Below are 12,919 nucleotides of genomic sequence, written 5' to 3'. Positions count from 1 at the left end.
GCCCGGGCGGCGCTTGGTCAGCCGCCACGTAAGTTTCGGAGGGGTAAACTCCGCAATTATACGGATTTGCGGGGGTTTTTGCCCGTGCCGCGCATGAACGGCTAGCGCCAGCCCCGTTCGCAGGTGGGAAGCATCCCGCAGGGTGGGCTCAGCCCGCCCGCACCTGTCGGGAAAGGGGCGGTGGACTGGAGCCCGCCCGGCGTCAGGTCAGGCCGGTCAGTGTGAACAGCGCGATCACCACGAACACTGCCAGCGTCTTGATCACCGTGATGGCGAAGATGTCGCGATAGGACTGCCGGTGCGTCAGCCCGGTCACTGCCAGCAGGGTGATCACCGCGCCGTTGTGCGGCAGGGTGTCCATCCCGCCGGACGCCATCGCCGCCACGCGGTGCAGCACTTCCATCGGAATGCCGGCGGCCTGCGCGTTGGCGATGAACGTATGCGCCATCGCAGCCAGCGCGATGCCCATCCCGCCCGACGCCGAGCCGGTGATGCCGGCCAGCGCAGTGACCGTCACCGCTTCGTTGACCAGCGGGTTGGGAATCTCGTGCAGCGCGTCGGCGACCAGCCTGAAGCCGGGCAGGGCGGCGATCACCGCGCCGAAGCCGTACTCGGACGCGGTGTTCATCGAGGCGAGCAACGCGCCGCCCACGGCGCTGCGGCTACCCTCGGCGAAGCGCTCGACCACCGGCCGCCAGGCGGACGCGAGCACGCACAGGATGCCCACGAGCAACGCTCCCTCCACCGCCCAGATGGCGGCGAGCTTGGAGACTTCCTGCACCACGGGCTCGGCCTTGCCGACAACGCTGGGCGCGAATGAAGCGGTCTCGCCGTAGGCGCGTGGGATCCAGTCGGTGAACAGCTTGTTGGCCACGCCCACCAGCACCAGCGGCAGCAGCGCCACCAGCGGATGGGCGAGCTTGTCGTGCTCGAACGGCGCCGGCTCGTTGACCAGGTCGGTGCCGTAGCCCTCGCCCGCGGCGGCGGCCTTGCGCCGGCGCGATTCCAGGTAGGCCAGCCCCACGATCAGGATGAACACCGAGCCGATCGTGCCCAGCCACGGCGCCGCCCAGGCGGTGGTGCCGAAGAACGACGTCGGGATGATGTTCTGGATCTGCGGCGTGCCGGGCAGCGAGTCCATGGTGAAGGTGAACGCCCCCAGTGCGATGGTGCCGGGGATCAGCCGCTTGGGGATGTCGCTGGCGCGGAACAGCTCCGCCGCGAACGGGTAGACCGCGAACACCACCACGAACAGCGACACGCCGCCGTAGGTCAATAGCGCGCAGACCAGCACGATCGAGAGGATCGCGCGGCCGCGCCCGACCAGCCCGATGGTCGCCGCCACGATCGCCTTGGAGAAACCCGACAGCTCGATCAGCTTGCCGAACACCGCGCCGAGCATGAATACCGGGAAGTAGAGCTTGAGGAAGCCCACCATCCTGTCCATGAACAGGCCGGTGAACATCGGTGCCACCAGCGCCGGATCGGTCAGCAGCACCGCGCCCAGCGCCGCGATCGGCGCGAACAGGATGACGCTGTACCCGCGATACGCCGCCACCATCAGGAACGCCAGCGCGACCAGAACGATCAGGAAAGCCATCGACCTTTTTTCCCAGCGGCGCGCTGCCGCGCCGGAATGACCAGTGCCCGGCGAGTATCGGCAGCGCACCGGCGGCCGGGCACTGTACGAAGGTACAAGTGTCCCGCCGTCCCCTCGTGCCTAGGATCGATGCATCACAAGGCACCCATCGTCGATGGCTGCGTCCACAGGCAACCCTCGACGGTTGCGTCCAAAGGGGAGGGGAGTCATGCAACGCACGCATCTGAGTCTGGCCATCGGCATGGTGATCGGTCTGGCGTTCGCCATGCCGGCGCTGGCGCAGCAATCCGTCGGCGCGTCGCCGCAGGACAGCGGCAAACCGGTCAACGCCAAACAGCTGGAACAGGTGACGGTCACCGCCCGCAAGCGCGAGGAAACCCTGCAGGACGTGCCGATCGCGGTCAGCGCCTTCACCGCCCAGGCGCTGGAAAAGCAGAACGTGCAGAACCTGTCCGACCTGCAGGGCAAGGTGCCTTCGCTGCAGATCTACGCCGCACGCGGCTCCAACACCACGCTCACCGCCTACATCCGCGGCGTCGGCCAGGCCGATCCGACCTGGGGCTTCGATCCGGGCGTGGGCATCTATCTCGATGACGTGTACCTCGCCCGTCCGCAGGGCGCGGTGCTGGACGTGTTCGACGTCAGCCGCATCGAGGTGCTGCGCGGCCCGCAGGGCACGCTGTACGGCAAGAACACCATCGGCGGCGCGATCAAGTACGTCTCCAACCCGCTGCCGGTGAAGACCGAAGGCTCGGTGGAAGTGACCGCCGGCACGCACGGCGAGAAGGACATCAAGGCGAGCATCGGCGGCGCCAGCGCCGACCAGATGTGGCGCGGCCGCATCGCCTACGCCAGCGGCCACAACGACGGTTTCGGCGAGGACATCCTCACCGGCAGCCGCAACGGCAACAAGAACACCAACGCCGCGCGCGCGACGATCGGCTTCTTCCCCACCAGCACGTTCAACATGCAGCTGTCGGTCGACGGCGTGCGCGACAACTCCAACCCGCGCGGCGCCAAGATGCTCACCGTCAACGCGCTCGACCCGGCCTACCCGCCGCTGGAGAGCGACTTCGACACCCGCAGCGGATTCGCCCAGCTCAACCACACCAAGCTCTACGGCACCGCGCTGACGATGAACTGGATCGCCAGCCAGGACTGGTCGCTCAAGTCGGTCACCGCGGTGCGCGGCTCCTCGACCGACACCAACATCGACTTCGACACGCTGCCGGAAAAGATCGCGGACGTGAACGCGGTCTACACCGACCACCAGTTCAGCCAGGAATTCCAGGCCAACTACGACGCCGGCGGCACCGTGCACGGCGTGTTCGGCGCGTACTACTTCGACGGCAGCGCCAACGGCCACATCCACAACATCTTCCTGGGCTCGCCGCCGTACTCGACGCTGGGCCTGACCCAGTTCGGCGGCACCGGCGGCAGCATGGGCACCAAGAGCTGGGCCGGCTACGGCGACTTCACCTGGGACCTGACGCCCGACTGGAGCCTGGACGTGGGCCTGCGCTACACCCACGAGACCAAGACCGCGCTGATCCAGAACTACGGCTACTCCGACGACACCTTCACCACGCCGATCGCCACGCTGGCCGATTTCAGCGGCTCGCACGCCACCAGCAACTTCTCGCCCAAGGTCTCGCTGGACTGGAGCGCGAGCGACCACGTGAAGTTGTACGCCAGCTACTCGGAGGGCTTCCACTCCGGCGGCTACAACATCCGCGCCAACTGCGTGGCGGTGCCCACCTCGTGCCGTCCGATCGACGACGAGAAGGTGCAGTCCTACGAGGTGGGCAGCAAGATGACCTTCTTCGACGACGCGCTGATGATGAATACGGCGCTGTTCCGCAACGTCTACTCGAACATCCAGCTGTCGGTGTTCAGCTCCTACACGCTGCCCAACGGCAGCCAGGGCTTCTTCGGCGATTTCACCAACGCCGGCAAGGGGCACATCGACGGCCTGGAAGAGGAGTTCGCCTGGAAGCCGTCGGAAAACTGGACGCTGCGCGGCAACGTCGCCTACCTGCACACCAGGTACACCCAGTACATGACCGGCGGCGTCAACATCGCCGACCAGCAGAAGTTCACCAACGCGCCCAAGTGGTCCGGTGGCCTCTCGCTGGAAAACACCACGCCGCTGGCCAATGGCGGCAGCATCTCGGCGCGGATCAACTACACCTACCAGACCATGGTCTACCCGGAGACCACGCTGTCGCCGCTGATCGCGCAGCCGGCGTACGGCCTGTGGAACGCCGGCGTGATCTGGCAGGTCAACGACCCCTGGTCGCTCAGCCTGCAGGGCACCAACCTGGCCAACAAGTCCTATCGCGCCACCGGCTACAACGTCGGCGCGCTGGGCATCTACACCGGCTTCTACGGTGCGCCGCGGATGGTCACGCTGAGCGCGAAGTACAGGTTCTGACGCCGGGCCTTTTCCTTCTGCAGCAGGGGAGGCGCCGGGATGCCACCTCCCCGCCGCCCGGCTCCTTTCCTGCCTGCGGGGGAAACGGTGGACTTCCCGCCTATCCTGTAGGGGCGCACCTGAGCGACAGGGAAGACGACGGTCGCGCACAGGTGCGCTCCTGAAACGATCGCCGGAGATCGACATGCGCAAGACCCTCGGCCTGCTGGCCCTCCTGTTCGCCAGCGTGGTTGCCCATGCCGGCGACGCCTCGCCGCTGCCGAAGCTGAAGCTCGACCCCACGCGCGTCGCCGTGGCCGGCCTTTCCTCCGGCGCCTACATGGCCACCCAGGCGCAGCTCGCCTATCCGGAAATCTTCCACGGCGCCGCCATCGTCGCCGGCGGCCCGTACGGTTGCGCCGGCGGCCAGCTCGCCACGGCGCTCGGAAGCTGCATGAAAGGCACTCCGGCGCCCGACGTGGACGCGCTGGTCGCCCGCGCACGGAAACTGTCGGCCGACGGTCGCATCGGACCGCTCGCGGATCTGGCGGGATCGCACGTCTACCTGCTGCACGGCAGGGACGACGCCATGGTCGCGCCGTCGGTGGCCGGGGCAGGCGCGCGCTTCTACGAAACCCTGCGTGACAGCGTGCCGGGTCTCGCGAACATGCGGGTGCGCGACGATGGCGCACGCGCCTTCGCGCACAACCTGCCGGTGGCGGGGAAGGGCGACGATTGCGACAAGTCGGTGTCGCCGTTCCTCGGTCACTGCGGTTTCGATGCGGCGGGTGCGATCTTCGCCGAACTGTTCGGCAAACCCGCCCACGCCGTGGCCGCATCACGCGGCGAGCTGCACACCTTCGATCAGGACGCACTGCGCCCGGACGGCAAGGATGCTTTCCTCGCCGCCGAGGGCTATGTCTACCTGCCGCCCTCCTGCGCCGCCGGCAAACCCTGCGGCCTGCTGGTCGCGCTGCACGGCTGCAAGCAGAACGCCGAGGCGGTGGGCGAGGCGTTCGTGCGCGACGCCGGCTTCAACCGCTGGGCCGACGCGTACGACGTGGCCGTGCTGTACCCTCAGGCACGCGCGAGCTTTGCGCCCTTGAATCCGCAAGCATGCTGGGACTGGTGGGGATACTCCGGAGCCGACTACGACACCCGCCAGGGCGTGCAGCTGCGCTGGCTGGTCGACGCCGTGCACGCGCTGGGGCTGCCCGCCACCCGATGAGCCCACGCTCCGCTCCCTCTGCCCGGGAGAGGAGCGCACCGCGCAGCGTGTAACGCCATGCCCAGCCCCACCCTGATCGCCCTAGCCGCCGCCTGCTGGCTGGGCCTGCTGTTCGGCGTCGCCTTGCTCGGCGAGCGGCGCCCGCGGCTGTTCGAGAAGCGCTGGGCGGTCGTCTATGCGCTGTCGCTGGCGATCCATTGCACCTCCTGGACCTTCTACGGCACGGTGACCCAGGCCAGCCGCTCGGGCTGGTGGCTGCCGCCGACCTTCGTCGGCGCGATCCTGATGTACCTGCTGGCGATCGCCGTGCTGCGGCGGCTGGTGGAGCTGGCGCGCGAGTACAACGCCGGCTCGCTGGCCGACCTGATCGCGGTGAGGCTGGGGCGCCACTCGGGGCTGGCGGCGCTGGTCACCGCGGTGGTGGTGCTGGGCATCGTTCCCTACATCGCGCTGCAGCTGAAGGCCGTGGCGATGAGCTACATGCTGCTCAGCCACGGCCAGCTCGCCGAGTCCGAGCCATGGCAGGACAGCGCGCTCTACATCGCGCTGCTGATGGCGCTGTTCGCGATGCTGTTCGGCACCCGCCGCGCGTCCACCACGGCGCACAACCGCGGGCTGGTGCTGGCGATGGCGTTCGAATCGCTGTTCAAGCTAGGCGCGATGCTGGCGCTGGGCACGCTGCTGTTCACCCCGCTGCCCGCCGGCCTGCCGCCGGTGCCGGCGCTGCCACACGAGAGCACCGGCTTTCCGGCCCTGATCCTGCTGGGCGCACTGGCGATGTTCACCCTGCCGCACCAGTTCCATGCCGGCGTGGTCGAGTGTCGCGACGGCGGTCACCTGCGCACCGCGCGATGGTTGTTCCCGCTGTACATGCTGCTGATCGCCCTGCCGATCCTGCCGCTGGCGAAGCTCGGCGATGCGTGGCTCGGGCCCAGCGGCGTTCCGTCGGACCTCTACGTGCTTGCGTTGCCGCTGGCGCGCGGTCAGCACGCGCTGGCGCTGGTGGCGTTCCTCGGCGGCCTGAGCGCCGCCACCAGCATGGTGGTGGTCGCCACGCTGGCGCTCAGCCTGATGATCGTCAATCACTTCATCGCTCCGTTGCGCGTGCGCGCCGGCTGGGGCCGCGACGAGCGTGGCGACCTGCGTGGCGAGGTAATCAACCAGCGCCGCGTGGCGATCGTAGTGGTGATCCTGCTGGCCTGGGGCTACAGCCGCGTGCTGGCCAGCCATGAGGCGCTGGCCGACATCGGCGCAATCTCGTTCTCCGCGCTGGCGGGGCTGGCGCCGGCGCTGCTCGCGGCGGTGTACCGGCCGCAGGTCGGGCCGCGTGCGGTGACCGCGGGGCTGGCCTGCGGCACGCTCGTGTGGCTCTACGTGGTGCTGCCCTCGCTGTGGCCGGCGATGCCGGCGGGGTTGCTGCACGGTCCGATGGGCATCGCCTGGTTGTCGCCCGGCGGACTGCTCGGGCTGGGCGACTGGAGCCAGCTCGGCCGCGCCGTGGTGTTGAGCCTGGCGGCGAACGTGGCGGTGACGTGGCTGGTGGCCCAGTCGCGCTTTGGCCAGGCCACGCGCGTGGCGGGCGTCGGCGATGTCGGGGTGGTGGAGCTGCGCGCGCTGGCCGAGCGTTTCCTGCCGCCCGAGCGCGTGGGGCACCTGTTCGCCACCGCGCCGGCGCAGGGCGCCGCCGGCCATGCGCGGGTCGACGCGGTCGAGCATGAGCTGGCCGCGGTGATCGGTGCGGCGTCGGCGCGGCTGCTGCTGGAAGTGGTGCACAAGCAGGGCAGCGCGCAACTGGACACCGTCGCGGCGATCGTCGGCGAAGCCACCCAGGACCTGCGCTTCAACCAGCGCGTACTGGAGGCGGCGCTGGAGAACATGAGCCAGGGCATCTGCGTGGTCGACGCGGACCTGCGCGTGGTGGCCTGGAACCGCTGCTACGCGCGGCTGTTCCAGTACCCCGACGAGATGCTGCAGATCGGCCGCCCGGTCGCCGACCTCACGCGCTTCATCATTGGCGAGGGCCTGATCGGCGAAGGCGACGTCGAAACCCGCGTGCAGCGCCGGCTGACCCACATGCAGGCCGGCACGCGGCACCTGTCCGAGCGTCGTTTTCCCGACGGCACGATCGTGGAGATCCGCGGCAATCCGATGCCCGGCGGCGGCTTCGTCGCCACCTTCACCGACGTCACCGCATTCCGCCGCGCCGAGGACGCGCTGAAGAAGGTCAACGAGACGCTCGAATTGCGCGTGGAAGAGCGCACCCGTGCGCTGGCCGCCGCCAGCGCCGAGGCGCAACGCGCCAACGAGGCCAAGAGCCGCTTCCTGGCCGCCGTCACCCACGACCTGATGCAGCCGTTGCACGCGGCGCAGCTGTTCGCGCATACGCTGACCGAGCACGGGGCCGACGCAGCCATCGCCGGCAACCTCAATGGCGCGCTCACCGCGACCGAGGGCCTGCTCGCCGGCCTGCTCGACATCGCGCGGTTGGAGGGTGGTCGGCTGCAGCCGCAGCCGCGCGTCTTCGCGCTGGCCGAGGTACTCGATCCGCTTGCCGCCGAGTTCCGCGCCATCGCCCAGGACCGCGGCGTGCGGCTGGACGTAGTCGGCACGCGTGCCTGGGTGCATTCCGATCCGCAACTGCTGCGCCGGGTGCTGCAGAACTTCCTCTCCAACGCGTTGCGCTACGCCGAACACGGCCGCGTGCTGCTGGGTGTGCGCCGTTGCGGCGCGCAGCTGCGCGTGGAGGTGTGGGATACCGGTCCGGGCATCGCGCCGCAGGAGCGCGCGATGATCTTCCAGGAGTTCCGGCGCGGCAGCGCCGCGGGCGGGCAGGGGCTCGGCCTGGGGCTGTCGATCGCCCGGCGCATGGCCGGTCTGCTCGGGCATCCGCTGGGGCTGCGCTCGTGGCCGGGCCACGGCAGCGTGTTCGACCTGGCCGTGCCGGTGGCGCGAATGCCGGCGAGCGTGCCAGCGGCCACGGCGACGCTTCAGCCGCTGCCGGCCGGGCGAGCGCTGGTGCTGGACAACGAACCGGCGGCGCTGGCCGCGCTAAGCACGCTGCTCACCGGTTGGGGCTGGCAGGTGCATGCCGCCCGCGATGCGGCCCAGGCGCTCGCGGCACCGTGGCAGGCGGACCTGCACATCCTCGACTATCACCTCGACGCGGGGCGTACCGGCTGGGACGTTTGGCGCGAACTGAGCGGGCGCCACCCGGACGTGCCGACCGTGATGCTGACCGCCGACCGTGACGGCGAGCTGCGCCAGCGGCTGCTCGATGCGGGGATCGGCGTGCTCTACAAGCCGCTCAAGCCGCTGGCGTTGCGCCAGTTGCTGCAGCGCGTGACGGCTGACGTGCGAGTGTAGGAGCGCACCCGTGCGCGACCGCGGGACGCGGTAGTGAATGGCGGTCGCGCACAGCCGGGCTCCTGCGGGGCAACCCCATCGTCAGGCGGCGGCGTATTCGCCCATGCGTGCACGGGGGCGGATCGCGACCGTGGTGTCGCCGCTGATCAGCTGCAATTCGCCATCCTGGATCAGGCACTGCAGCCGCATGCCGCGGTCGCACAGGGCGGTGATCCCGCGCACGGTGGCTTCGTCGATGTCGAGCACGGTCAGGTTGTCGTTGCGCGAGAGCGCATTGCCGACCTTGTCCCACCAGATGTCAGCGACGCGGCCACCGTAGTTGACGACCACGACCTGCCGTGCGCGCCCGCAGGCCTTGCGGATGCGGGCCTCGTCCGGCTGGCCCAGTTCGATCCACTGCTCCACCTCGTCGGTGTACGCACGCCGCCACAGCGCGGGCTCGTCCTCGTCGCTCAGGCCCTTGCCGAACTCCAGCCGGTCGTCCGCGTGCAGCGCGAAGGCGAGCAACCGGACCATCAGTCGCTCCTCGGTTTCCGAGGGATGGCGGGCGAGGGTCAATGCGTGGGTCGCGTAGTAGTGCCGATCCATGTCGCTGATCGACAGCTCGGCTTTGTGGATGGTGGCGTTGAGGGCCATGGTCGTGCCTGCTGCGGGTAATCGGCCATTGTACGCCGCGGCCGGCGCTAAGCTGTCCGGATGATCCACGCGACCGCGCCCAGCACCGTGCACCTGCCCGAAGGCGACTGGGTGACCGCGCTCGACGGGCTGTGCGCATGCTTTCCACGGATCGGCCGCGCGCAGTGGCTGGACCGGATCCGCCGTGGCCGCGTGATGGATGCCAGCGACATCCCGATCGACGAACACACGCCCGGCCGCGCCGGCATGAAGCTGAAATATTTCCGCGAGGTCGAGAGCGAACCGGCGATTCCCGGCGAAGAGGTAGTGCTGCATGTCGACGAACACCTGGTAGTAGTCGACAAACCCCATTTCCTGCCGGTGGTCCCGGCCGGCGGCTATGTGCAGCAGACTTTGCTGGCGCGCCTGGTGCGCCGGCTGGGCAATCCGGCGTTGGTGCCGTTGCACCGGCTCGATCGCGAGACTGCCGGGCTGGTGCTGTTCTCGGCGCGGCCGGCTACGCGGGATGCCTATCTGTCACTGTTCCGCGAGCGGCGCATCGTCAAGCGTTACGAGGCACTGGCCGCGCCCTTGCCGCAACTTGCGCTACCGCACCTGCACCGTTCGCGGCTGGAGGCGGGCGAGCCGTTCTTCCGCATGCGCGAAGTGGAGGGCGAAGCGAACAGCCAGACGCGTGTGGATGTGCTCGAACGGGGCGCACAGCTGTGGCGCTACGCGTTGGAGCCGCACACCGGGCGCAAGCACCAGTTGCGCGTGCACATGGCGGCGCTTGGTGCGCCGATCCGCAACGACCGCTTTTATCCGCAGCTGCAGGAACGGGCAGAAGACGATTTCAGCCGGCCGCTGCAGTTGCTGGCGCGCGGGCTGGCGTTCGTCGATCCGTTGAGCGGGCAGGCGCGGGAGTTCCGCAGCAGGTTGTCGCTCGAACCCTTGTAGGCGTGCACCTGTGCGTGGGCCTGCGGTGCGGGTACGCCGCGGTCGCGCACCCGGTGCGCTCCTACAGGACGCGCGACGGCTCGCCCAGGTCCAGCGAACGCAGCAGCAAACCGGCCTGCGTGCGGTTGCGCACGCCGAGCTTTTCGAAGATCGCCGTCACGTGAGCCTTGACCGTGCGCTCCTGGATGGCCAGTCGATCGGCAATCTGCTTGTTGAGCAGGCCTTCGCCGATCAGCGCCAGCACGCGGTATTGCTGTTCGGTCAGGCGCGCCAGGCGGGCGGCGAGGTCGGCGTCTTTCGGATCGGGCGCGAGCGCGCTGACCGCGCTGGCCAGGCCCGGAGGGACCCAGCTGCCGCAGTCGAGCACGGTGCGGATCGCTTCGCCGATCTGGGCGGGCGTGGCGCTCTTGGGGATGAAGCCGGCCGCACCGTGGTCGAGCACCCGACGCACGGTGCGCGGCTCGTCGTGCGCCGACACCACCAGCACCGCCACGCCAGGATGCTGGCCGCGCAGCGCGGCCAGGCCGGACAGACCCTGGCTGCCGGGCATGTGCAGGTCCAGCAGCACCAGGTCGGTGTCGGGGGCGGCCGTCAACGCGGCGAGTGCGTCGGCGAGGTCGGCCGCTTCGCTGACCTGGCAGTCTGCGACACACGCGATGGCCGCCTGCCGCAAGGCGGCGCGGAACAGCGGATGGTCGTCGGCGATCAGCAGGGAAGGCATGGCCATGCAAACTAGCGGGTGCGCGCCGTGGCGTCGAGTTCGCCTCTGTGCAGGAGCGCAGCGGTGCGCGACCGCGCGTGACGCAATCGGGGCGCTCATCTGGAAAAGGCGCCAACATGGACCTTCGTACGATGGCGTCCGCGCGCGTGCTTGCTAAGGTGCCGCAATGAACGCGTTCGTGAAGCGCCTGACCCTGTTGCTGGTGCCGGTCCTGGCCGGCGGTGCCGCCCACGCCGCGGCCGCGGAGCCTGCCATGCCATCGATCGAATTCGTCCCGGGCGAGGTGCGGGTCACCACGCACCGCGACCATGACGACCTGCTCAGCGCCGGACTCGGCCTCACGGGCCTGGCCGGCGCGCCGGTGCCTTTCGCCGATCCAGCCCACCCCACGTCGCAGGAACTGCGTCGCCGCGCGATCCAGATGAGCTGGAAAGGCATCGCCGACCTCGGTCCGCTGGGCGGTTATGGCCAGGTCTACGGCGGCGTCCCGGCGGTGCCGGGACGCGAGTACGAGGCCTTCGCGTGGGTCCGCGGCGCGCACCAGCCCCACCGCGTGCTCTTGCAGGCGCCGGACGGCTTCGACAAGGACAAGCGTTGCCTGGTGGTCACCGCTTCGTCCGGCTCGCGCGGGATCTACGGCGCGATCGCACTGGCCGGCGCCTGGGCTCTGCCGAAGGGCTGCGCGGTGGCCTATACCGACAAGGGTGCCGGCAGCGGCTTCTTCGACTACGCCGACGACGGCGGCGTGGCGCTCGATGGCCGCCGCGCGAAGCGCGGCGAGGCGCCACTGGAGTTCACGCCGCCACCGCTGCCGGCCGGCGCGGGCATCGCGGTCAAGCACCTGCACTCGGGCGACAACCCGGAAGCCGACTGGGGTCGTCACGTGCTGCAGGCGGCCCGCTTCGGGCTGGCCATGCTCGACCGTGCCTATCCGGAGCTTGCGCCGTTCACGCCGAAGAACACGCGCATCATCGCGACCGGCCTTTCCAACGGTGGCGGCGCAGTACTGCAGGCCGCGGGCCTGGACGACGAGCGCCTGCTCGACGGTGTGGTCGCGCTGGAGCCCAACGTGCAACTGGCCGGGCAGGGCCGCAAGCTTTACGACTACGCCACCGAGGCGGCGATCTGGCTGCCTTGCGCACTGACCGGCGCGCGCTTCGATGCGGTGCCCTTCGCCCGCGCGCCGACGACCCACGGATGGCCGCGGCGCTGCGCCAGCCTGCACGCGCGGGGCCTGCTTGAGTCCGCCACGCCTGCGGCGCAGGCGGCTGAAGCGTACGACCATCTCCGCGCATCGGGCTGGACCGACGCGGCCATGGAGGTCGCGGCCACATCGACCGCGTTCGACCTGTGGCGCGCGATCACCGCCGGCTACGCCTCGGCCTATCTGCGCCGCGGCCCAGCCAACATGCCGTGCGGCTTCCACTACGCCGCGGCCAGGACGGACGGCACACCCGGCATCGCCGACGCGGCCACCCGCGCGGCGTGGTGGTCGGACAGCGCGGGCATTCCGCCTGGCAACGGCATCGGCCTGTTCGGTGGCACCGACGGCTCGGCCGATCCCACCCTCGTCGGCGAGCAATGCCTGCGCGCGCTCTGGGACGGCGACGACGCCACCGCGCGGGCGCTGCACGCGGGCGTCGAAACGACCGTGGCGCGACTGCCACGCGCGGACCTGCCACTGTGGGTCGTGCACGGTGCCGATGACGGCCTGCTGCCGACCGCTTTCACCTCCGAGCCGTACATCGCCTGGCTGCGCGCCGAAGGCCGCCGTCCGCTGTACTGGAAGGTGCCGCACGCGCAGCACTTCGACGCGTTCCTGCCGTTGCCCGGCTTCGGCGAACGGCACCTGCCGCTGCTGCCGTATGGCTATGCCGCGCTGGATCGTCTGTGGGCGCACCTGTTCGAAAGCGCGCCATGGATGGCCGATATCCGCACGCCGTCGGGGCATCCGCGGGGCGCGCAGGCGCTTACGCGGGCGGCGCTCGACCTGGAGTAGCCGTCCAACTTCTGCTTGTGCCC

At 69.8% G+C, this 12,919-nt stretch carries 8 protein-coding genes; 5 read left to right on the top strand and 3 right to left on the bottom strand.

The window, feature by feature from the left end; translation table 11 throughout:
* Window positions 1-202 precede the first annotated feature (202 nt).
* Window positions 203-1,600, bottom strand: coding sequence for a GntP family permease (locus tag ACFWZ4_RS03265; protein ID WP_439703288.1), 1,398 nt, complete (start codon window positions 1,598-1,600; stop codon window positions 203-205).
* A gap of 208 nt (window positions 1,601-1,808) precedes the next feature.
* On the opposite strand from ACFWZ4_RS03265, the gene ACFWZ4_RS03260 reads away from it, so the two are divergent.
* From ACFWZ4_RS03260 to ACFWZ4_RS03250, 3 genes are all read left to right on the top strand, one after another.
* Entirely contained in the window at window positions 1,809-4,034 is a 2,226-nt protein-coding gene (locus tag ACFWZ4_RS03260) for a TonB-dependent receptor (RefSeq protein ID WP_439703287.1), read from the top strand.
* 184 nt (window positions 4,035-4,218) lie between these two features.
* Entirely contained in the window at window positions 4,219-5,241 is a 1,023-nt protein-coding gene (locus ACFWZ4_RS03255) for an extracellular catalytic domain type 2 short-chain-length polyhydroxyalkanoate depolymerase (protein WP_439703286.1), read from the top strand.
* Between the two features lie 57 nt (window positions 5,242-5,298).
* Entirely contained in the window at window positions 5,299-8,604 is a 3,306-nt protein-coding gene (locus tag ACFWZ4_RS03250) for a PAS-domain containing protein (RefSeq protein ID WP_439703285.1), read from the top strand.
* A gap of 81 nt (window positions 8,605-8,685) precedes the next feature.
* Here the strand turns inward: ACFWZ4_RS03250 and ACFWZ4_RS03245 are convergent, their stop codons facing one another.
* Entirely contained in the window at window positions 8,686-9,240 is a 555-nt protein-coding gene (locus tag ACFWZ4_RS03245; protein ID WP_439703284.1) for a YaeQ family protein, read from the bottom strand.
* A gap of 60 nt (window positions 9,241-9,300) precedes the next feature.
* On the opposite strand from ACFWZ4_RS03245, the gene ACFWZ4_RS03240 reads away from it, so the two are divergent.
* On the top strand, window positions 9,301-10,176 hold the full coding sequence (locus ACFWZ4_RS03240; RefSeq protein ID WP_439703283.1) for a pseudouridine synthase: 876 nt from the start codon (window positions 9,301-9,303) through the stop codon (window positions 10,174-10,176).
* A 61-nt stretch (window positions 10,177-10,237) separates the two neighbouring features.
* Here ACFWZ4_RS03240 and ACFWZ4_RS03235 read toward each other — a convergent pair whose 3' ends face one another.
* Window positions 10,238-10,897 (bottom strand): response regulator transcription factor, encoded by a 660-nt coding sequence (locus ACFWZ4_RS03235; RefSeq protein ID WP_439703770.1) that lies wholly within the window; start codon window positions 10,895-10,897, stop codon window positions 10,238-10,240.
* 166 nt (window positions 10,898-11,063) lie between these two features.
* Here ACFWZ4_RS03235 and ACFWZ4_RS03230 point away from each other — a divergent pair, with 166 nt between their 5' ends.
* Window positions 11,064-12,896, top strand: coding sequence for a 3-hydroxybutyrate oligomer hydrolase family protein (locus ACFWZ4_RS03230; RefSeq protein WP_439703282.1), 1,833 nt, complete (start codon window positions 11,064-11,066; stop codon window positions 12,894-12,896).
* The last annotated feature ends 23 nt before the right edge of the window (window positions 12,897-12,919 follow it).

Origin of the sequence: Frateuria sp. GZRe12, from assembly GCF_051900535.1 — a bacterium.
Classification (GTDB): domain Bacteria; phylum Pseudomonadota; class Gammaproteobacteria; order Xanthomonadales; family Rhodanobacteraceae; genus Frateuria_A.
This window is presented reverse-complemented; position numbering and strand designations above follow the sequence as displayed.